This is a genomic window from Coleofasciculus sp. FACHB-712, from assembly GCF_014695635.1.
Classification (GTDB): Bacteria; Cyanobacteriota; Cyanobacteriia; order Cyanobacteriales; family FACHB-T130; genus FACHB-T130.
Genome location: NZ_JACJOQ010000682.1, coordinates 1 through 21,113, shown reverse-complemented (window position 1 = coordinate 21,113; position 21,113 = coordinate 1). Strand labels below are relative to the sequence as shown.

Below are 21,113 nucleotides of genomic sequence, written 5' to 3'. Positions count from 1 at the left end.
GACCTTTTCAGCGAATTGGGCTAATCCGGGGAAGATGAACCACAGTGACTTCCCAGCGAACACTGAATACTAATTTTATTTAAGACCATCGCAACGGATTAAAGCTGTGTACTCCTTCACGACGATTTAAAGCTAGGCACCGAAATATACGAATACGGAAAAACGTTTCCGTTAAGCTGCTGCTGTTTAACACAACGGATGGTATAGAGGGAATTATCTCAGAAGGTAAAGCCATAGCCACTTAATCTATCACCGATAATTCTCAACAGTAATTTGAGTTTGAGTAAAGACACCTTTCTCGTCAATTCGGAATTAACGTCGAAGCAATTCAATATGAACGATTTCAGTCTAATTAGTTTTACAACACTCTTGAAAACAATGAAAACACTACTAAAAATATCTGCATTACTCCTGGCTCTGCCCATCAGTGTCTTAGCTAATTTTCCCTTAAGAGCGTCTGCTGATTCTACTGCTGGCATCATCCTGAGTACGAAATGCCGGGGTGGCTACAACATTAATATTTGGCAGAATCATACTTCTGGTAAACTGCTGTATCGCTCGACCAGTCCCAACGGGAATTTAAGTTTAGACGGAGGAACTAGCCAAGCGACAGAAGGTGTTCGAGTGTATAAGTTTCGGAATGGAAATTATCAATATTGGGTGTGGGATGGCACGTTAGATAACCCGCAGTCTGGAACTTTAGAGGTGTATAAAAACAACCGTATCTTGATGCAGCGAACTTGTAGGAAAAATTAAATCCTCTAGCGCGTGTTAAGCACTTTTTTAAAACCCAGTTGCGTTAGTGCCAGACCAAAGATAACCGTGAACATCAACAAGCGAAAAGAGACATGAACATCAACAAGAATGACACCGCAGTAGTCGTTATCGATCCGCAAAACGATGTCTTGAGCGAAACAGGGGTTTCCTGGGACTTGGTGGGTAACAATGTCAAAGATAACAAGACCGTCGAGAACATTGAGCGCATCTTCAAAGCCGCGAAGCAGAATAAATTTGAGGTTTTCATCTCCCCCCACTATTACTACCCCACCGACTATGGCTGGAAATTTGCCGGAACCGTGGAGCAAATGATGCTTAAATCCAGGGAGTTTGATCGCAGGGGTGCGTTGAGCCTGGACGGTTTCTTGGGTTCTGGTGCTGACTGGCTCGATCGCTACAAGCCCTTTATCGAAGATGGCAAGACGATTGTGGTCAGTCCCCACAAAGCCTATGGACCGCAGAGCAACGACCTCGTTTTACAACTGCGTAAGCGCAACATCAGCAAAGTCATTCTCCTTGGAATGCTGGCAAATATTTGTGTTGAAGCTCACCTACGCGACTTGATCGAACAGGGATTTGAGGTACTCGTCGTCAAAGACGCGACGGCTGCGCCTCAACATCCGGAACTGGGCGACGGCTACAAAGCAGCACTGATTAATTTCGGGTATATCGCCAACGCCGTTCTGTCTACGGACGACGTTGTAGCAGCAATGGCATAACGCCTATCAACGATGCTAATTGCAGAGGCAGTTGCACTTGCAGCTCAGAAAAGTCCAAGTGGGAATGGTGTTTGTCTGTTTGGTGTTACCGCATATTCAGCAGGCAATCGGTTACCAATCCCACCAGTTTTCAAGTGAATCATGCGGGCAACAAAAGCCGTTTTAGGGATTTCAACAATCCAGCAGGAATCATGAATACACAGGTGATCGCAATGATAGTTTGTTCAAGAGCGAGAGTAACACTGCTCATAGTACCTGCTGCCATGCCAAAGCTTTTTCAAGTAGCTGTTTAATCAGAGGTGATTTACTATCGGTGTAGCGCTCGCGGTCATAGCGGAATTCAACAGCTAATTTACGTTTTAAAGCAACGTATTGCTGCGCGGCATCTGGGTGCGCTCTCAGGAAGTCCCGAAAGAGGATGTGTGATTTCCAAAACTCACTGTCTACAAGCACTGAGTGAATTTGGTGAGTGCGAGGCATCCCGCGGCGAAAGTAGTGCCGTCCTGGAATACCCAATTCCCCACAGTAGAGGTAGTCAAGCGATTCAAGACTGAAAATCTGAGCTGGACTCGGTGGTAGTTGTTTTAGACCTAAAATGATGTCGATGACGGGTTTGGCAGCCAATCCTGGCACCGATGTACTGCCGATATGTTGGATATCCACAATAGTATTACCAAGAGCATTGAGAATTCGGATTTTCTCCTGCTCGTACTTGATAGGCCAGCTAGCATCGTAATCAACAACGAAGATCGGGTCTTCCATCGTATGGGTCACTTCTTGACAATCTTGATTTTAAAGAAAATGTCACTAACTTAAGTGCCCATGTTAATGCGCGTGCTATTTAGTTGAGGCGGTACTGAGAGGGAGAAAAGTGGGAGCCGAGTTGAGGCTTCCAGTGCCTCAATAGAAAGGTTTTTTAGAGGGAAACTTCGACACCCGCTTTCTCATGTGGACATTCTAGTGTTTCCAGAACGTGAAGGCGATCGCACCCAAAAACCTTCACCAACCAATCATCGCTACCGCTTTACGCTTCTGCTCTGGCGACACTTCCAAGTAGCGTTGCAAAGTCCCCAGGTCGTTGTGACCCGATATCTCTTGAATGTGCCTAAGCGGTATCCCGGCATTGTGCATCTGAGTTAAAGCAGTTCGCCGGAAGCTGTGGGTACTCACCCCCTCGATTCCAATGCGCTGACAAGCATACTTCAGGATCTTGTCAGCCATGAACCGACTCAGGTGTTCCTTCCCCCTAACTCCAGATGGAAACAATGCCCCTGGTTTGAGAAGCGGGTACTCTGCCAGTATTGCCGCGAGTGCAGGTTGAATGTCCACGACGCGGGTTTTCAGTTTTCCCTTCGTGGTAGACTTCCTGAAAGTCAACGTTCCACTTTTAATGTCCGTAGTTTGGAGCGCCAGTGCTTCCGACACCCGACACCCAGTAAAAAGACAGATGGCAAATAAAGCGCGATCGCGTGGCGACTTAAACCCATCGGTGAACAACCGCCTCAATTCATCCGAGTTGAGAATTTTTCCTTGCCCGTTGCCGCTAACTTTCATGGCTTCGCTTTATTTATACAGCTAGACTACACGAAATACGAGTTTCGTGGAATAGATGCCCAAAAGTATAGTGCTAGCGTTGGTTAAAAGATTTCGGATTGCCGGATTCAACCGAGCTTATCAATCCCACTCCATCCGCCTCACGAGAAAATCAGGTTTTCGGGCGCAATCGATGATTTTTGCTTATGCCTGCGCGGTTATCACCGTCATCAAGTAAAATCCGTTCCTTGAATTTGTAGCTAATAGTTTGTTCCCTCTGGTGTCCACAGTTGTTCCGATTCAGCAAGGAGTTGGACATCTTGAGTGCGATCGCCCTTTAGAATTCGGCGCTCCAAATTCTAGCTTCACTAGCCAGGAGGGTCGGAAGTTGAGACAGCGATCGCTATCTGGTTCGGTGGGATGCATGGCACACACTGTCAAAGGATTGCGAAAATTGAGCAGGAGCACGATCGCGGTTTATCTTTTCAAGACTGATCCGACTGCTCTCGAAGGGTGCGATCGCGCTCCTTTCAAGAGCAGCGCTGCAAGGTAGAAGCCAAGCTTACAAGATGAGATCTGCGCGATGACTTATGCCTTTGAAGCAATAGACCTCATGGAAAAGTCGCAGGTGGGATGGTTAGAGTCGGGAAAAGAGTTTATGACGATGTAGAACCGGATCGGACATCAGCGCGATCGCACTGCGGGAAATGGGACTTTCCCGACCATAAGGAAAATCCTGTCTCAACTCTAATCGAGGATTCTGGCTCGATCGATAAGAATTCTTGAACCGCTGCTAAATATGCGATCGCCAATCGGGAAAGTCTTCTATGACGATGTAGAACCTGATCGGACATCAGTGCGATCGCCGGTCGAGAAATGTGTGTATGACGATGTAGGTCCTGATCGGACACCACAGCGATCGCCGGTTGAGAAATGTACGTATTCCAACTTGAAGGAAAATCCTCTCTCAACGCCAATAGAGGGTTCTGGTTTTATTGAACAGGATTCCTGAATCCCTGCCCTGAATGCGATCGCTAGTCGGGAAATGTACCTATGACGATGTAGAAACAGATTTCCTAGAGCCGACGCAAGTGATGAACCAACTATTAACACCATGATTGTGTTAATAGCTTGTCCTTAGATATTGGGATTTAGACAAAAACTGATAAAAAAGTGGCTTGAAACCTAGATAGAGAAAGAGCTTTAGCTCGAATGAACCTAAATCCAGTATTCACAAAGGTTTCAAGCATTTTTTTTGCGTTGACCTCTTTTCCTTGCTCAGAAAGGTTTTTAGCCCCTAAAGAGACTAGAAAATGTCTAAGTCCTGCTAAGTTTATCGTTAGAATAACCAGACTAAATCACCCAGTGAGGTGAGTCAATTGGATGAAGCGTCAGCTTCCAGGTAAATAGTAGGTTTGATTTGTAGTGAAGTCAACCCATAAGGCAATATGAAAAAAACCCTACTCTCGATTGTCACTCTCACTGCTGTAGGCATTTCTCAAGGCGGAATCTCTAAGGTTTGGGCTGGAGAACTGGTTTATAAGATGCGCTTACGGGATACCGTCACCGAATATAAAAACCCCTCCGAAATTGATGAATATAAAAAAGAGTGGGCAGTTGTCAACATCATTGATGGTAAAAAAATAAAAATTCGCCACACCACGCACATTCAGAATAAAGCTTTTCCAGTTAACAGATGGTTCGATCACCCAGCGAGTGCTATTCGGATCTGCCTAGCTGATGATTTTGAGCAAAGGAACTGTCGCTCGACTTCTGGTGATATAGCTACTTTACCTACTGGTAAATCTATTCACGACTTAGTGATTGACTTTCGGTATTCAGAGGCGGGTACAGTTTATACTCGCTCAATTCAAATCACGCCAGATATGAAACCTAAATCTAGATAACAGTTGCTTTTTTTTTTAAACGAAAGCGTCACTTAACCGAAGGTTTAAATTGATCTAGTATAGTTGCTTGCTTTGCTACAAGTGCTGTCTGAGCCATTATCGAGCGCATCACTCAATAGCAATTTACCTTAAGTCTTGTCTGACTAGACTATTTAATTCGTGAATAGGCACGCAAGCTGGCACTTAGGAATGTAATTTTACCCGTAGAATCGCGCAGAAAAGAAATATTATTGACAAGCTGATCGCCAATAAAAACATTAAATAGATCAGCACTCAGAGGACGTAATTCTGCTTCGGGTTGACTCAATGCCTTGACTATCAATTTATCCTGCTTAACGCTGACTACTAATGTATCTCTAATTTTGCCATCTGCACTGCGAACTTCATACTCACCAGCATAAGCAGCTAAGGCAGTAGGATCTAATTTAGGAGGCGTTTCGGTTTGCTGCTTTGGTAATTTTGAAAATGAATCTATTATAGATTCAAAAATAGGCTCGGCATTAAACCCAGAGCGATTTGCCAGCACTACTATACCTAAATTAGCAGATGGAATAGTTTTTAAATAGGAAGTATATCCATTGATACCACCATCGTGTCCAATTACCGATGCTCCTCTTTCTTCAGCAATAATCAAACCCAAACCGTAACTAACTTTAATCGGTTCGACCTCAACAACAGGAGTTTTCATTAATTGGACAGAACTGGAACTTAATACTGATTTGCCATTAAGTTGACCATCCTGGAGAATAAACAAAGCGAGATTGGCTAATTCTTGCACATTTGAAAAAACAAACCCTGCCGGATATTCGGCTGCATTATTGGGGTTAGGGCGCACCGTTTCTAGTCCAGTTTGCTTTGTTTCGTAGCCTACAGCCAGGGGATAAGTCATAGCCATATCTGAATTTATGGTACTATGAAACATTTTCAGCGCGGGAAATACAAACTTGTCCATATAATCTGTGTAAGGCATACCGCTAACTTTTTCAATCACTAATCCAGCTGCGTTAAAAGCAGGATTGGAGTAACTAAGGACAACTCCAGGAGGTGCAAAAGCACTCTGGGGACTAAAACTGCTAACGTAGTCTTTGAGTGCTGCTGCATCTGTTCGTCCATAGGGATTCGCCATATCTGCCATCCCAGAACTATGAGAAATAATTTGCCGAACAGTGATTTTGGGATTGACTTTAAACTCTGGTAAATATTGGACTACAGGAGCGTCTAAATTAAGTTTGCCCGCTTCTACTAACTGCATTAGCCCAATTACGGTTAGGGGTTTAGTTGTTGAACCAATGCGGAACAGTGTTGCCGGAGTAACGGGATCTTTGCTTTCAATATTGCGATAACCAAAACCTTCCTGAAAAATTATTTCTCCATTTTGAACAATAGCAATGGCGAGTCCTGGAACGGACTGTTCTGCCATTTGTGTTTTGATGGTTTTTAACAAGGGCGTAAATTTCCCATTTACGGTTACAGATGAAGCAACTTTTTGAGCGGGGAGTTTCAAGGGTACCCATATGGGTAGGGAAACGAGCAGAGATAAACAAAGAACGAAATATTTAGGGTTCATGAAAAGTTTTTCTCCTTTTTAAAAAATATGTTTATAGTCCTCAAGAGTGTTAATCGATATTTCAGCGATATAAACTGGCTACATCGTAAGGCAATAATATTTGTGTTAACTTCACCCAATTGAGTTAACAGATTGATTCACCCAATAGGATGAGCGAGGTGGGGGAAGTTAGAGTATTTTAAGGGCAGATATGCTTGTACCACATCCGAATTGCCCGTAGAAATAATGAAATTTATCACCAAGACGGGTTTTTCCCTTCTAATAACTGTAGCGATTGCAAGCATCCCCTTGATCCAAGCTGTTTCGGCTCAGTCTAGCCAATTAAATACTCGTCAAAAGACTTGGAACAAAGCACAACTATTACATCAACTCGACTTATACAGCCTTTATCCCTCTGATAGTCGAAATTGTAAACTCTCCCCTGTCAGCCAAGCAATTAGCCCCAATAGCCGCTTTTTGGCAATTAGTAGCCATGACTATGAGCGTTCCTGTGGAAGTGGAACCAGTACCCTCACCTTGTGGGATTTGCCAACCGGAAAAAAAGTTGCAACTTTAATACAAGGAAAAGCAACAGAAGCCTTTTGGTTAGAGAGAAATCTTGCACAAGAACCTGTTGAAGGAAATACTTACATTGCTGGAGATATTGCTCATGCTGTAGCATTTACTCCGAATAACAACCAGATTATTGCCGGACTTTCCAATGGTACGGTTAAGGTTTGGGATGTCAAAACTGGACAAATCGCGCAGACATTACAGGGACATCGTTATGCTGTTCATGCGATCGCACTGAGTCCAAATGGACAACTCCTTGCTAGCGGTAGTTCAGACCAAACCGTTAAGCTGTGGGATCTTCAAACAGGGAAACCCTTACATACTTTCAATCTCAACCCTTCTAACGGTATTATTGACCGTTTAATCATGAGTTCCGATGGACAAACCCTTGTCAGTGCAACAACCACTAATAAAATACAGTTGTGGAATAGTCAGACAGGGCAACTAAAAAAGACGCTATTTAATAGTGATCGCTCTCCTGGGTCATATCACCCTATCGCCTTAAGCCCCAACGGACAACTCTTAGCGACTAGCGATAAAGATAATAGCATTAAACTCTGGAATCTTCGCACCGGCTCCCGGTTTTTAACTCTAAAAGGACATACAGATAAAGTGCAGTCTCTTGCTTTCAGTCCCAATGGCAAGAGCCTGGTCAGCAGTAGTAATGATAACACGATCAAATTCTGGAACTTACCAACCAATAAACTCGAACACATCTTAACCAATATTGGCGTTACTAATCCTCATTTTAGCCAACCTTCAATAAATCGAATTGTCTTTAGTCCCAACGGGCAAACCTTAGCAATAGAAGCCTTAATGCCCACCTCAAATCCCGTCCCCGTCATGGGAATTAAACTCTGGGATATACAACAACAAAAAATTGTTTTTGAAGCTCCTGAAACTTTTAGTTTACCTGGAGTTCAATTTAGTCTTGATGGACAGTTATTAGTCGCCGTTGCTCCTCAAACCAAGATTTGGCAAGCGTCAAATTGATTAGTAACACAAGTTGATGTGACTTAGCAAAAAAACTTAGAAAAATTGATTATGAATAAACCTACAATCTTTTTTACTACTCTCTTCAGGGTTTTACTATTAGGATGCACGAACCCAAGGGAAACCTTACCGCAACCAACCGCAGCAAAACTTCTAGAAGCTCAAAGCACAGAACCTCTCACTCCTAAAGAAGCTGATGCGTTAATTAGCTCAACAATTAACGCAATTAAGCAGAAAAATGCTACTTTTTTTATCCCCTACTTACTAGAGCGAGATCGAAACATAGAAAATGTGCAAGCCGCTCTCAGTCATTATGAAACTTACTTTTAAGGAAAAAAGATTACTCGTTTTGAACGTCTGAATATTGAAAATTTGGGTAAAATCGGAAATGCTACCCCGTGCGATCCTTTAATTACCGCATCTACAACAATAGTGGTATTAGCAAACCCATAGCCGTTTATCAAGAGAACCGCATTCGCTTAAACGATCCTTTCTTATCTTATTCATTTTATGCCAATCGTTTAGTCGAAGGATATATAAGTGTTCTTCAAAGCCCAAAAGTTGAACGACTCAATCATTTTTTGAGTTTTGAAAAAAATTATATAGTCATGCAGAACTCAAAAAACTTCTAGCACAGTATAAACAATTGTTTTCCTGAGACACCCTCAACTATCACTTCACCGGGTTTAACCCAGAACGACAGCACTTGATTTACGACCTATCTGGAAATAATGGGAATAAGCATCAAATTCAAGTTGTTTATAGTGATGGTTTAGTCAGCCTTCAAGATAATTTCTTTAGCTCTAAAAACTAAAACAAAGCAATGGTTACAAAAATCTCTCGCTCAACTCAGATTTATTGGGCTTTAGTTGTCCTTCTTTCCGTCCTAACGGGTGTAAACGTTTTCCTTCCTCAAGTGAGTTTCCTTCCAGCAGTGCCACAAGGTACTCCCCCAAAACTTGTTATTGCATTAGCCAATGGTATCGCCACACTGATTATTTATGGAGGCTTAGGATTTATTGGTTTAAAACTATCATTTTTGTTAGCCATTCCGACTCTGTGGGATAGTAGAGTTTCTCATCGGCAACGATTTGTTATTCCGGCGTTGGCTGGCATTATTCTAGGAGCATTTTTTATTGTTGCTGATTTAATGTTCCAACAGTTCCACGATTTAGGTGCATTCAGCCATCCTTCTTTCCCTACCTCAGTTGTTGTATCAATTAATGCTGCTATCGGCGAAGAAATTATTTTTCGTCTGTTTCTCATTCCCTTTGGAGCATGGTTAATTAGCAAAATTTTGTTAAAAGGAGTAGCAAAAACTAACATTTTCTGGTTTGTCAGCACTATTTCGGCTGTCACTTTTGCCCTAGCCCACCTTCCTGCCGTTATGCTAATGTTTAATTTACAGGCAATTCATGAAATTCCGATTGCTCTGATGATAGAAATTATATTGTTAAACGGGATTGTCTCATTTTTAGCAGCTTACTATTTCAAAAGCTTTGGTTTTTTAGCTGCCGTTAGCCTTCATTTTTGGACGGATGTTGTTTGGCACATTATTTGGGGAGTATTTTAATAATATGGAATTGCTTGAAGGGATGCAATGGTACAATAAACCTTCTGCTTGGACTCCTAATAATAATTTCATCAAAATAACAACAGGAGCTAAAACCGATTTTTGGCGTCAAACTCACTACAAGTTTATTCGTGATAACGGTCACTTTTATTACCGATAAATTTCAGGAAACTGTCAGGTTCAAGTAAAGATTAGCGAAAAGTATTCTGCCCTTTACGACCAAGCTGGATTAATGCTACGCGAGGCTGAAAGAAATTGGCTGAAGTGTAGGATAGAGTTTATCAACGGCTTACAACAGGCAAGTGTTGTCGTGACGCGGGATTATTCTGATTGGTCAGTTGTGCCTCTACAGGATAATCCTACCTCAGTCTGGTTACGCTAAAAACGTCAGGCGGAAACTGTTGAGGTGGAGTATTCTCTTAATGGTGAGTCCTATACCCTGTTGCGATTGGCTTATCTCACCGACGCTGAAACCGTTTTCGTTGGGTTGATGTGTGCTGCACCTCAAGGAGATGGCTTCAGCGTTACTTTCGATGATTTTAAAATTTTACCGTTCTCAAACGGTAGCTTACTTGAGGGACATTCGTATTAAGATAAATCCCGATTCTGGATGAAGAGATTCTTCAACAGGAATAAAACCATACTGCTGATAAAACTTTCGTCCAATTTGGTTAAGCTCAAACACATCAACTTCAAGCTTGCCCTGCAATTTAACGGCATAATTCATCAGAGCTTGCCCAATTCCCTGACCTTGCATTGAAGGCTTGACAAAAAATCCACCAATTAGATTATTGATTAAACTGATAAAGCCCAAAACTTCGCCTTTTTGCTCAAAAATAAAAGTCTGAGCAATCGGTAAATATTGCTCTCTAATAGCTTGACGTTCCTGGATGAAGAAGGCTTCATCGAGAAAAGAGTGAGCAATTTTAGAAGATTCTTCCCAAATCTCTAAAATTGCTTCTAAATCTTGCTGATGATAAGGACGAATCATTAGGGGGTTGTTTTTTGGGAAGTTAAGATAGCGCGAGTCATATAGCCACCGAAACGAGAAATTTGAGCCAGATAAAATCCCTCAACTGCACCTTGACCAAGCTGAGCCGATTACATGAGTGCTCGCATGGGACGATCGATTAATATGACACCCGGCCCCGCAAACACAATTTACCTTGTTGAGATGGTATTGCCACCTAGGTTTTTACCAGATGCTTAAGACAATATTCATCCCCATGTATGAGTACATAAATGAGGTCTTTTGTTGAAAATAGATAAATTGGTGACGTGAGCGCGATTATAATGGGGAAGATTTTCCCCGTTCCGAACCCAATTTCAAGCACTTTACCCCCCGCCGCCTCAAGGAGAGAATGACGTTGTTCTGCCAAAACTGGACGAAACATTGTTTTATCCAGTAAGCGTGGGAGAGTAAAACGATTATAAAGATACATATTTGTAATCCCCCTAACCACTAATTAGCTCAAAAGGTGATACAAACAAAATAAGCTGGAAAACTGTCTCTGGCTTCATCCTCCTCGTTCACCCCAAGGGGTGAAAAGATTATCATTTTCAGCACCGATTTTGAATTTATGTTAGAAATTGAACTCAATGGTGCGAATCACTCCCAAAATCGAATTCTGGCACAACTACAGGAAAGATTATTTACAAACGGTCCTGTCACCATTTTTCGTTGGGTTGCACAAGAACCTTGGTCTGTGGAATATGTTTCTCCTAATGTCAGGCAATGGGGATATGAAGCAGAAGATTTTTTAAGTGGCAGGATTAATTATAGCCAGGTTCTTCATCCTGATGACGTTGCTAGCATTGTAGCTGAGATTGAAGCCTATGAGTCAGCAAGAATTAATACTTATCGACAGGACTATCGCATTGTTTGTGCAAATGGCGAAGTTCGCTGGGTGCATGACTATAGTGTTGTGGTGCGAAATTCGTCAGGAGTTGTGACTCATTATGAAGGATATGTTCTAGATATTACGGAACGCAAACAGGGAGAGTCAGCCCTAAAAGAGTCAGAAGAGAAATTTGCTAAAGCGTTTCGATGCAGTCCCGATGCCATGACCATTACTAGGCTCAAGGATGGTTGTTTTATTGATATTAATAAAAGTTTTTTGGATGCTACAGGTTACACCCAAGAAGAAGTTATTGAACAAGCTAAGTTTAATCCTTGGGTGAATCCAGCAGAGCGTGCTAAAGTTTATCAAATTTTACAAAGACAAGGTTCAGTTAACGGTTGTGAGTACCAATTTCGCCATAAATCCGGCACAATCGTTGTTGGTTTATTTTCGGCAGAAGTTGTTATCATCAATGGTGAGCCTTGTGTTCTTTCTGTCACGACTGATATTACGGAACGCAAACGTACTGAACTAGAGGTATTACGAGCTGCACAACGAGAAAAACTACTTGGAGAAATGGCGGCAAGAATTCGTCAGTCTTTGAATTTGCAAGAAATTCTTGAAACGACTGTTAAAGAAGTTCGTCAGTTTTTACAAGTTAATCGCGTCTATATTGTGCAGTTCGATCGCCAAGTCCAAGGACAAATTGTTGCTGAATCTGTAACGGATGATTGTAGTTCTCTGTTAGCTTGGAAACCTCGCAATGAAGCTCATATTAAGGAAATTTTAGAATATTTTATTATTGAGAGAGCTTATGCTTTTGGTGATGTCACTCAGCTAGAACTCCCCCCGGAGATTAGACAAGATTTCCTAGACTATCAAGTGCGCTCGTTCTTGGCTGTTCCGATTGTAGTGGGAGAACAAATTTTTGGTCATTTAGTAGCGAACCAATGCAATCGCGTTCGGCTCTGGGAAGATAATGAAATTGATTTCGTTAAGAAACTTGCGAATCAACTAGCGATCGCTATTCAACAGGCACAGCTTTATCAACAAGTTCAATCCCTGAATACAGATTTAGAAGGCTTGGTTCAAAAGCGCACGGAAGAATTGTATCATAAAGTGCAGGAATTGCAAGAACTTTATCGAATTAAGGATGTGTTTTTACACGCTTTTTCCCATGATTTACGAACGCCGATTATGGGAACATCTTTAGTCTTAAATAACTTTTTAAATCAAGATGGTGAAACTTTGATTGTATCTCGTTCCATTTTAAAACGCTTACAGGAGGGAAGTGAAAAACAACTCAATTTAATTAATGCCCTCCTAGAAGCTCATTCTAGTGAAGTTTCGGGAATCGTTTTATATTGTCAGCCGTTAGCGCTTTGTGAATTTATCCAAGAGGTGATCGCTGATTTAGAGCCTTTAGCCAATAAATATAAAGCAACATTAATTAATTTAGTTAATATTGACTTCCCCTTGGTGAATGCCGATGTAGTGCAATTAAGACGAGTATTTGAGAATTTGATTACGAATGCGTTTAAGTATAATCCACCCGGGGTGACGGTGACAGTGAATGCTACTTCTGAAGCAAATCGCATTCGCTGTACCGTAGCGGATGATGGAATAGGTATCAATCTTGAACAACAAGAACATTTGTTTGACCTCTATTATCGGGGAAGTCAAAGCCGTGCTTCTACAGGAATAGGGTTAGGGTTGTATTTGTGCAGACAAATTATTAAGTCACATGGGGGCGATATTGGGATCAATAGTTTACCGGGGGAGGGAACAACTTTCTGGTTTACACTGTTGGTTGCATGACCTAATTAAAAGAAATCTGATAAAACTGGAGTAGGTAAGGAAAAAAATTGTGTTGCCAGTTGTAAAGCTTTTTCCGTTACCTCTAGTTGACCAGAATTTTGTAGTTGTTGAGGCGTAAATAAACCTGTATAAAAGCCTTGACCTAGAAGCTATCCTAAACGTTCGACTTCATATGGATTATTAACGTTTCCATATTCAAAATCAGTATTCATTTGACTTAATCTTCTCAATTTCTCAATTAGTGACGATAGTATTGTTCATCAAGCCACATCCGCACTTCTTCCTCAAAATTTAAATGACGAGACCTCGCCGTGACAGGATCGTAAATATGCCAGCTAATATTGCCAATTCTATCTTGAGTTTGCAAGACACGTGGTTCTAAAGGGTTACTCAACCAATCTAATAGTATTCTACTTACTTGGTTTAAAATTTCTCACAGTTTTAAGCCTAATGACATTTCCCTTTTTAGCCTATAATCGTGGCACTAATGTCGAAGAGTATTCATAAAAATTACTTATTTAGGAGATAAATTAAACTTACTCTTTTCTAAGTAAGGTAGGATTCCTCCAGTTCGTTCACCTAAATGGGGAATCTTTAAAATATGGAAAATATTGAATTTATGTTAAATTATTTATGACAAACATCTGAAGCGGCTAAAGGAAGTGTAAACCAAACTGTTGTTCCTGCTTTCGGTTGACTACTTACACCAATTTCTCCTCCATGTGCTTGTATAATTTGACGACAGAGGTAAGAGCCTAAACCAATACCCGTTAAGTGAGGGTTATGTAAGTTACGGGCATATAGATGAAATAGGGATAAGAGTTGCTTTTGATCCATACCAATGCCATTATCCGTTATAGAAAATCGAAGCATTCCTTGCTCTACAGTGGCATTTAGATCGATTTTGACTCCAGGAGGATTATGTTTAATTGCATTTAATAATAGCTGTTCTACCACTTTTTGTACTTGGGACGGGTCAGCATTTATTTCTAGAGGTCTATTAATAATTAAATTATTTAAGTTAACTTTATTTCTCATCAATTTGTCTTGGTACTTAATGAATATTGATTCTAATATTTGTTGTAAAAGTAAAGGTTGGCATTGGAGAGGAATTTGCCGAGGTTCGCTATCTAACTTTTCTGAAACAGAATTAATTAAAGTCAAAGTGCGATCGTTACTTTCAATCATGCGTTCTAGTGTTGTCCTGGAAAGAGATATCTTTTCTCCGGAACTCTGTTGTAATGTCCTCAAAATCATTAACATTCCCATCGTTGACGTTCGCAGATCGTGAGTCACAGCTTGCAAACAAACCAGTTTAATATTCGATGATTTCCCTGGCTCACTCATCTTATCTTCTAATTGAGAATTCGTTTCTTGTTCCCAAAACTGTTTTATTCGTCGTTCAGTCTGTCGCCGTTCTAAAATTAAAAAAGTAATTGCTGCGAACAAAAACCCACCTAGAACTAAGCAAGGATAACGTCCAACATCGGGAATTGTCGAAATCAAGAAAATGCTGTTTATATTCATATCCGCGAGGGGAATCGTGGCGGCTAAAATCTAGCTAATCAAAAAAAAGTTTGCCAAAGTCTCTGAAAAGACCGGGTGAGTGTATAGCCTCCGCTTGCTTATAATGGCTTATGCTCTTATACCCTTACAATGCTGCAATTAAACCTATGAATCTTCCCCTAAGTGGGTGAATTCAACTCTGCCTTTGGGATGGTAGTCTAAAATTGTCCTCATCGTAAATCTTTGCAATGGCTTCAGAAAGCGCCTCGCCTCTCTCTACCCTACGAATGATTATCGTAGAAGACGATCCTCTTATGCAGCTTGGCTTGGAGCAAGCTTTAGCAAATTATCCTCAGTATGAGTTAGTCGAGCAAGCAGAAGACGGCTACTTGGGTGTAGAAGCGGCTAAACGCCTGAAACCCGATCTCGTTGTCATGGACATCGGTTTACCTCGCCTAGATGGTATTGCAGCCACGCAACAGATCAAAGATGCGCTTCCAGAGGTACGGGTAGTGATTTTAACGTCTCATACGCTAGAAACAGAAATCATAGCTTCTTTGTCTGCGGGTGCAGATGCTTATTGTGTTAAGGGCGCGAGTATTGATAGATTGCTAATAGCGATCACGGCGGCTTCTGAGGGTGCAACTTACCTCGATCCCCAAATTGCTCAACTGGTTTTGACTAATCTAAAACCTTTTACACCGAGTACAGCCATTGGTAATCTCTCTACACGAGAAATAGATGTTTTAAAGCGAATTGTTCAGGGAAAGAGTAATAACGAAATTGCTGAAGAATTATATTTGAGTCCCAACACGATTAAAACTTATGTGCGAGGGATTATGAATAAACTAGCCGTAGATGACCGAGTTCAAGCGGCTGTTGTCGCATTGCGGTCTGGATTAGTTTAAGCCTAAGTATTATTAGTACGATTGGGTGAAAGGGTTAATCCTCTATCCCTAACAAAATCATCCAGCTAGGTGAGCTAACCGTAGGATGTAGATTCTTTGAGTTAAATCTTAAATTAAGAGTATCAACCCAAGGAATCGGTCAATGTCATGTATTTGATGTCACTTCAAACTTACTTTTACAAACAGCGCGAAGCTCAATTAAAAAACCAGAAGAGACATGAACAGAAGCTCAGAGAAGATGAATTGGCAGCAAATAATAAATCTGTGAGCGAGCGCTCACAGATTTATCAAAATTTGCGCCGAATGCAAGCTGATTATTACCAAAAGCGTCAAATTTTTTGGTAAGGTAAGGGCAAGAAATACAGTGAATTCCAGGTTTATGAAGCACAGTAGCAGCAGCTTGCAAACCAGTTTTTTAAGTGCTTAATATTCACGCTCATCGAGTGCAGTAGCAATTAGTGTATCAACCATCTTGGTAGTGGTAGGCGAGAACTGACGTCAAAAGGCTTTTAATTGTGACCACCATAAAGCATGAAGCAGTCATTGAGAAAACGACTCAAGGCACTAGCAGATTTAACGAGAGCTGAACTCGGGGAAGGGATGTCCCTCGGCTTCCAGAAACAGTCCCAATAACGCTTGCAGACTATCGCGTTGGTAAGCCGTCGGCATCAAACTGAGCAAGGTGTAGACTAGCGTTTGGGTGTGGGCAAGAAGGGTTTCTATTGTTCTTGCTTTATTTGATTAGATTTCACGCCCTTTTCTGCCATATATGGCAATTTCTTGCAATATTAGAACTATTGTACTGGTGCACTATCGGAGATGATAAAAATGATGAAATGTTAATCGCTGTGACGGCTGTTACTGTATGGGTTGAAATGGAGTAGTGCAATAATCTATTTCTAAAGATAGTGTTCATTTAGCCTTATATACTAATTCCAGTCCTATCTCACAGTTAGTAAGTTGACAATGATGAAAAATAAATGGTTGTGTTCGAGTTTTGTCGCTGTAACCGCAGCAGCAACACTTGTGGGGGTTAATTTAGAAGCCGCAACAGCAGTAACTTTATCTAGCAACTCGTTAAGTTCTTTAGCAACCAGTAGTACCCAACCTTTTTATTTGCCTAATTTAACAGGAGCATTTTCGGTTGGTACAGTTTCCTACCAGTTTACCGACTTCAACCGCACCGAAATTTTTGACCCTAGTGGTGCAGCAGGCAATCGACAGTTAGCCGTTCAAGTTTGGTATCCTGGTCAAGCGTTACCAGGAGCAAGTTCAAAGGCTTACCTTGAAGAGGCTGGAATACCGATTGTTTCTGGATTGTTAGGTATTGAACCGGATATTCTCAGTTCAATTCGTCCCCATGCTTTGTCCGCAGTCCCAGTTGCAACGGCTCAATCGCGTTATCCAGTTGTCTTTTTGTCTCCTGGGGGAGATACAGGTTTCCTAGAGCAGTATACAGCCCAAGCAGAGGAGTTAAGCAGTCACGGCTACGTTGTGGTCGGCATGTCCCACACCTACGAATCGCTGGTAACAGTATTTCCAGATGGGCAAGCTATTCAAGCAAATCTCGATTTGCTGCCCAGCTTTAATCCACCCCCAGAAACTTTAGAAGATTTCCAGAAGATGTTGGAAACTCGCAAACAGCTAGTTGATGTCCGAGCGGCTGATGCTCGCTTTGTATTGGATCAACTAGAGCAAATCAATGCCAATGACCCCAAAGGGTTGTTAGCAGGAATCTTAGATCTAGATAATGTTGGGATCTACGGGCATTCTATAGGGGGTGTCACGGTTCCTGAAGTTCTGCGTTCTGATTCTCGCTTTAAAGCAGGATTAAGTTTGGATAGCGATCCATTCCTGGGTTTTGAACATGCCATTCCGGAAGGATTAGACCAAGCTTATATGATTGTTTCCGATCGCAATAATTCTGCCAACTACGATAATGTAGACGAATTTTTTGCCTCGCTAGGGTTAAGAAATGATGGTTACAGTGTGGCAATTGGAGGCATGGGGCACGGTAATTTTTCGGATAATCCGCTCCTTTCGCCCCTTCTTTTAGCTAATGGTTTTCCACCAGAGAGGTTACAGTTGGGTTCTATCGATCCTTTATTAGGTACGCAAGTTGCCAATGCTTATAATCGTGCCTTCTTTGATCGGTATCTCAAAAATATAAATTCTCCTCTACTTCAGGGTGCATTACCTGATGGAATGAATCAAGAGGATATAACGTTTGTCAAAGTATCCCCTGCTACTTCTATCCCAGAACCTTCTACAACTGTTACTCTATTCGGATTAGCAGGATTAGGATTACTCACTACTAAGAGAAAGAAGACTTGTTAGGGGAAATAGTCTGAAGTCTTCAACCTGTTAACCATAAAGCGATCGCCTGTAGTGAATGGCGATCGCTTGAATATTTACCCTCGCAGGTAAAAATTGGTTAGTGGTTAACTATAGCAATGAGCAAGGGCTTTAGTTTTTGGCAGGAAGAAAGTTATCGTGGAGACTTACTAAACCATCACCGTAGATAACTTTAATTTCATGCTTACCCCCGTTTTTTCTAGAAAGAGTATAGATAAAATGCTGATGCTCTGAATTTAATCCTGTCAATTCATAATTGAGAGTATCTAAGGAGAACAAATTTTTATACTGTGCTAGAACTGCATTGAGTTCTTCTTTACTAAACGATTCTTCCTCGATGTTCACAATTTGACTTAATTGCTCAATTTCTTGGCTTTTAATTGCGCCCATATATCGTTCTACTAAACGATTAGCGTAAAAAGAATAGAGCAAAAATGGCTCGGTCAAACGAATAGTTTGGTCTTGATAAACAGCAATTTCTTTGCTAATGCCACTACTGTTATAGATGCGGTAATTAAAGCGTTGGATAGGAGTTCGATTGCCTGTTTGACCGAGTTGTTCAATATTAAGGCGTTCAAAATTAGTAATTTTTCCCCCTTGAAAGTAAGTCTGATAATGGTTGAGGGCTGCTTGCACATTTTCAGTGGTACGATCGCGCTCTAGCAAGTAGGGAATAAAGAAGTCAACATCTTTCTCATTAATTGCCTGAATCGTTGCCACAATTAACGCATCAGCTTGTTCAGGTGTTAGAGGCTTTGACGTTTGAGCGTCTGGAACTTGAGTAGTGGTTTGTGGGGATAATGTTTCCCTTTGGGTGGGTAGTTGTGCTGCTTGAGTGCATCCTAAAAGGAGGAAGCTAAACAGCATACTGATGAAAATTTTTGACTTATTCATGGCTTGAAGTGGGCAATATTTTTATCTAAATTACGCAACTGGTATATTATTTTCAGTTCGTAGTGAGGAATCAAGCCCTCATTTCTAAGGGTTAAAGCCCTTACTACAAACAAAAAAATTTTTTTTGACACTTGCGTAAGTCCTAAGAATTTCTAGATGTGCAGCCAACATTTAATGAAGGAATGTCTTCAACAGCTTGTTCGCAATACTCATCAAGATCGATTAATAGTCAAGGTGTACTCTCCTGCTTCAAACAAACCATTGCTTTGCACTTTGCCTTGCACATGGATCTGATAGGTTCCTGTTTTTGGGAGCTTAAAGCTAAAGCGGTTCGGATCAGAATTGTGAGCAGAAAGTCCATTAGAAGCAACGGAAAATTCATCAGGATCGAAAACTGTAACAAGGGGATTAAATTGGTTACTCTCAACAGCAATTGTTACTGTCTGACCTGCTTGACCGGAAAAATTATGACGGTTTATTTGTCTTTGCCCAATCCATCCACCCTCCCGCACCTGAGAATTACGAGGTGGTTGAGGAAGACGAGGCTCAACCGGGGTTTGCCCCCCATTTTCCTGAATTGCTAGGGTATAGTTTCCCCGTGCGGAATTTCTTGCTCCTTTGACAACAACCGTATAAACTCCAGTTGTAGGAAGATTTACCCGAATTTGAGAGTTTGTCCCATTAGCATTATCATTCTCAGCAATTAAACGACCATCTGGATCGTAGAGTTCCAAGTAAGAATCGAACTGGCGACTATTTAAGGAGATGGTAACAAATTGATTGAATTCAGCACGAAATTCGTAAGTTTGGTGGCTTCCTTGGTTCAATCGCCCCTCTTGACGAATATTTAATCGAATAGACTGAGCGTAAAGGGGTTGGGAGATCAATAGGGGTTGGATGAGGGGAATTCCTGCGATCGCTAAAGGCATCAGAAACAATAAACTGCTCTTAGTTAGAAATTTCATTGTTGCTAGAAGGTTAAAATTGAAGCTGTTTCACTAATCAGTTTTGAGCAATCAGTAATTTTCTGAATTTCTTACGCCTACTCATAACTTATTTAGTATTCGATCACCAGCATATTCGGCTGCAAAGCTATTTACCTTCCCCCATCTTGCTCATGCTGTTGGGTGAAACTATTGGGGCTAATAAATATGATAAAATTTGTTATCTGTTGGAGGAAGTTGAGACAGTGATCGCTGTCTGGTTCTGTGGGATGCATGGTACAAACTATAAAAGGATTGTGGGGATTCATCTAGCAGTGATTGCAGCTTATCTTTTCAAGACTGCTCCGGCTGCTGTTGAAGGGTGTGATCGCGCTCCTCTCAAGAGCAACACCGCAAGGTAGAATGCGGTCTGTGCGATTTGCGGATTGACTTATGGCTTTGAAGCAATAGGCCTCATGGAAAAGTCGTAGATGGGATGGTTACAGTTGGGAAAGTAATATATGACAATGTAGAGCCGGATCTTCCGCCAGTGCGATCACCAGTTAAGAAATGTATGTAGGACAACTCGGAAGAAAATCCCCTATCAACTCCAATCGAGGGTTTTGGTTTTATTGAGAAGAACTCCCGAACCACTGCTAAGAATGCGCTCACCCCAAGTTGTTGTACTTAAATTTTGATAGGACTCAGCGTAACTAGCTGCGACCCCTAAAATATGAATTGAATACAGTGATATAACTGTGATTAATTTTTCGATGCTACTCGGAACCCTGGCTTTTAGAGCCAGGGTATTTTTTATATTTTGGTTCCAATTAAAATTAAGGGCATAAAACTTGTGCCTTAAAGACGACCGTTTATGAGATACATTTTTAAAGTTAGTACAACGCGCCTGAAACCCATTGATACCGTGTCTTATAACCCATCTTTTTATTTATGTCTCGTGAGACAATTAATAAATGAGTTATAAGACGTTTTAATGAAAATTGGGTATTGCAGAGTTTCATCCAACGACCAAACATTAAAAGTTTTTAGATAAACTATTTCAAATGCAAGAAGCATGGTTGCCAGCGTTAGAGTACTGGTTTCTACCTGAACTTGATCCTGAGTTGAATTTAAGATTGTTGATGCAAGCTAATGCGATTACCTATAAACCCATCGCATAATCCCTGCCTAACAAGCCCAATGCAGCGGATTCTCATATATCGCTGGTGCTGAGTTTTAGGCATCTA

At 41.3% G+C, this 21,113-nt stretch carries 23 protein-coding genes and 2 pseudogenes; 15 read left to right on the top strand and 10 right to left on the bottom strand.

Annotation, left to right across the window (positions count from 1 at the left end; all coding sequences use genetic code 11):
• Positions 1–378: 378 nt before the first annotated feature.
• Together H6F50_RS25550 and H6F50_RS25545 are read left to right on the top strand one after the other, a co-directional pair.
• Positions 379–756 carry a hypothetical protein gene (locus tag H6F50_RS25550; protein WP_190430868.1) on the top strand — a complete coding sequence of 126 codons (378 nt, stop codon included), beginning with the start codon at positions 379–381 and terminating at the stop codon, positions 754–756.
• 92 nt (positions 757–848) lie between these two features.
• Positions 849–1,496: a cysteine hydrolase gene (locus H6F50_RS25545; protein WP_190430867.1), complete on the top strand. Its 648-nt coding sequence runs from the start codon at positions 849–851 to the stop codon at positions 1,494–1,496.
• 246 nt (positions 1,497–1,742) lie between these two features.
• Here H6F50_RS25545 and H6F50_RS25540 read toward each other — a convergent pair whose 3' ends face one another.
• Together H6F50_RS25540 and H6F50_RS25535 are read right to left on the bottom strand one after the other, a co-directional pair.
• Complete coding sequence (locus tag H6F50_RS25540; RefSeq protein WP_190430866.1) at positions 1,743–2,258, bottom strand: GrpB family protein; 516 nt, start codon at positions 2,256–2,258, stop codon at positions 1,743–1,745.
• A gap of 237 nt (positions 2,259–2,495) precedes the next feature.
• Entirely contained in the window at positions 2,496–3,050 is a 555-nt protein-coding gene (locus H6F50_RS25535) for a site-specific integrase (protein WP_190430865.1), read from the bottom strand.
• 55 nt (positions 3,051–3,105) lie between these two features.
• Here H6F50_RS25535 and H6F50_RS25530 point away from each other — a divergent pair, with 55 nt between their 5' ends.
• From H6F50_RS25530 to H6F50_RS25510, 5 genes are all read left to right on the top strand, one after another.
• A complete protein-coding gene (locus H6F50_RS25530; RefSeq protein ID WP_190430864.1) occupies positions 3,106–3,267 on the top strand; it encodes a hypothetical protein in 162 nt (53 codons plus the stop codon).
• Positions 3,268–3,309: 42 nt separating this feature from the next.
• Positions 3,310–3,582 carry a hypothetical protein gene (locus tag H6F50_RS25525; RefSeq protein WP_190430863.1) on the top strand — a complete coding sequence of 91 codons (273 nt, stop codon included), beginning with the start codon at positions 3,310–3,312 and terminating at the stop codon, positions 3,580–3,582.
• An 80-nt stretch (positions 3,583–3,662) separates the two neighbouring features.
• The gene (locus tag H6F50_RS25520) at positions 3,663–3,815 is read left to right on the top strand and encodes a hypothetical protein (RefSeq protein WP_190430862.1); all 153 of its coding nucleotides are present in this window, start codon (positions 3,663–3,665) and stop codon (positions 3,813–3,815) included.
• A 13-nt stretch (positions 3,816–3,828) separates the two neighbouring features.
• Positions 3,829–4,041, top strand: coding sequence for a hypothetical protein (locus H6F50_RS25515; RefSeq protein ID WP_190430861.1), 213 nt, complete (start codon positions 3,829–3,831; stop codon positions 4,039–4,041).
• Positions 4,042–4,477: 436 nt separating this feature from the next.
• Positions 4,478–4,936: a hypothetical protein gene (locus tag H6F50_RS25510; RefSeq protein ID WP_190430860.1), complete on the top strand. Its 459-nt coding sequence runs from the start codon at positions 4,478–4,480 to the stop codon at positions 4,934–4,936.
• Between the two features lie 148 nt (positions 4,937–5,084).
• Here H6F50_RS25510 and H6F50_RS25505 read toward each other — a convergent pair whose 3' ends face one another.
• Positions 5,085–6,380 (bottom strand): serine hydrolase domain-containing protein, encoded by a 1,296-nt coding sequence (locus tag H6F50_RS25505; RefSeq protein ID WP_190430859.1) that lies wholly within the window; start codon positions 6,378–6,380, stop codon positions 5,085–5,087.
• A gap of 348 nt (positions 6,381–6,728) precedes the next feature.
• Here H6F50_RS25505 and H6F50_RS25500 point away from each other — a divergent pair, with 348 nt between their 5' ends.
• From H6F50_RS25500 to H6F50_RS25485, 4 genes and pseudogenes are all read left to right on the top strand, one after another.
• Complete coding sequence (locus H6F50_RS25500) at positions 6,729–8,048, top strand: WD40 repeat domain-containing protein (protein ID WP_190430858.1); 1,320 nt, start codon at positions 6,729–6,731, stop codon at positions 8,046–8,048.
• A gap of 51 nt (positions 8,049–8,099) precedes the next feature.
• Complete coding sequence (locus H6F50_RS25495; protein ID WP_190430857.1) at positions 8,100–8,378, top strand: hypothetical protein; 279 nt, start codon at positions 8,100–8,102, stop codon at positions 8,376–8,378.
• Positions 8,379–8,871: 493 nt separating this feature from the next.
• Positions 8,872–9,621 carry a CPBP family glutamic-type intramembrane protease gene (locus H6F50_RS25490; protein ID WP_190430856.1) on the top strand — a complete coding sequence of 250 codons (750 nt, stop codon included), beginning with the start codon at positions 8,872–8,874 and terminating at the stop codon, positions 9,619–9,621.
• Positions 9,587–10,213, top strand: a pseudogene (locus tag H6F50_RS25485) (DUF1349 domain-containing protein). The gene H6F50_RS25490 and the pseudogene H6F50_RS25485 overlap by 35 nt, the downstream one beginning before the upstream one ends.
• Here the strand turns inward: H6F50_RS25485 and H6F50_RS25480 are convergent.
• Positions 10,190–10,612 carry a GNAT family N-acetyltransferase gene (locus tag H6F50_RS25480; RefSeq protein WP_190430855.1) on the bottom strand — a complete coding sequence of 141 codons (423 nt, stop codon included), beginning with the start codon at positions 10,610–10,612 and terminating at the stop codon, positions 10,190–10,192. The pseudogene H6F50_RS25485 and the gene H6F50_RS25480 sit on opposite strands and share 24 nt — an antisense overlap.
• 196 nt (positions 10,613–10,808) lie before the next feature.
• Entirely contained in the window at positions 10,809–11,015 is a 207-nt protein-coding gene (locus tag H6F50_RS25475) for a hypothetical protein (RefSeq protein WP_190430854.1), read from the bottom strand.
• A 186-nt stretch (positions 11,016–11,201) separates the two neighbouring features.
• On the opposite strand from H6F50_RS25475, the gene H6F50_RS25470 reads away from it, so the two are divergent.
• Positions 11,202–13,280: a PAS domain S-box protein gene (locus tag H6F50_RS25470; RefSeq protein WP_190430853.1), complete on the top strand. Its 2,079-nt coding sequence runs from the start codon at positions 11,202–11,204 to the stop codon at positions 13,278–13,280.
• Positions 13,281–13,518: 238 nt separating this feature from the next.
• Here H6F50_RS25470 and H6F50_RS27820 read toward each other — a convergent pair whose 3' ends face one another.
• Both H6F50_RS27820 and H6F50_RS25465 read right to left on the bottom strand, forming a co-directional pair.
• Complete coding sequence (locus tag H6F50_RS27820) at positions 13,519–13,647, bottom strand: hypothetical protein (protein WP_277879383.1); 129 nt, start codon at positions 13,645–13,647, stop codon at positions 13,519–13,521.
• 260 nt (positions 13,648–13,907) lie between these two features.
• The gene (locus H6F50_RS25465; RefSeq protein WP_190430852.1) at positions 13,908–14,807 is read right to left on the bottom strand and encodes a HAMP domain-containing sensor histidine kinase; all 900 of its coding nucleotides are present in this window, start codon (positions 14,805–14,807) and stop codon (positions 13,908–13,910) included.
• 227 nt (positions 14,808–15,034) lie between these two features.
• Here H6F50_RS25465 and H6F50_RS25460 point away from each other — a divergent pair, with 227 nt between their 5' ends.
• Entirely contained in the window at positions 15,035–15,694 is a 660-nt protein-coding gene (locus H6F50_RS25460; RefSeq protein ID WP_190430851.1) for a response regulator transcription factor, read from the top strand.
• A 542-nt stretch (positions 15,695–16,236) separates the two neighbouring features.
• Here the strand turns inward: H6F50_RS25460 and H6F50_RS27430 are convergent.
• Positions 16,237–16,363: pseudogene (locus H6F50_RS27430) on the bottom strand (IS701 family transposase); the annotation flags it as partial.
• A gap of 297 nt (positions 16,364–16,660) precedes the next feature.
• Between H6F50_RS27430 and H6F50_RS25455 the strand changes: the two are divergent.
• Positions 16,661–18,031: a PEP-CTERM sorting domain-containing protein gene (locus tag H6F50_RS25455; RefSeq protein ID WP_190430850.1), complete on the top strand. Its 1,371-nt coding sequence runs from the start codon at positions 16,661–16,663 to the stop codon at positions 18,029–18,031.
• A 129-nt stretch (positions 18,032–18,160) separates the two neighbouring features.
• Here the strand turns inward: H6F50_RS25455 and H6F50_RS25450 are convergent, their stop codons facing one another.
• Positions 18,161–18,943: a hypothetical protein gene (locus H6F50_RS25450; protein WP_190430849.1), complete on the bottom strand. Its 783-nt coding sequence runs from the start codon at positions 18,941–18,943 to the stop codon at positions 18,161–18,163.
• A gap of 212 nt (positions 18,944–19,155) precedes the next feature.
• Complete coding sequence (locus H6F50_RS25445) at positions 19,156–19,908, bottom strand: PPC domain-containing protein (RefSeq protein WP_190430848.1); 753 nt, start codon at positions 19,906–19,908, stop codon at positions 19,156–19,158.
• Between the two features lie 152 nt (positions 19,909–20,060).
• On the opposite strand from H6F50_RS25445, the gene H6F50_RS25440 reads away from it, so the two are divergent.
• Positions 20,061–20,288 (top strand): hypothetical protein, encoded by a 228-nt coding sequence (locus H6F50_RS25440; RefSeq protein WP_190430847.1) that lies wholly within the window; start codon positions 20,061–20,063, stop codon positions 20,286–20,288.
• The last annotated feature ends 825 nt before the right edge of the window (positions 20,289–21,113 follow it).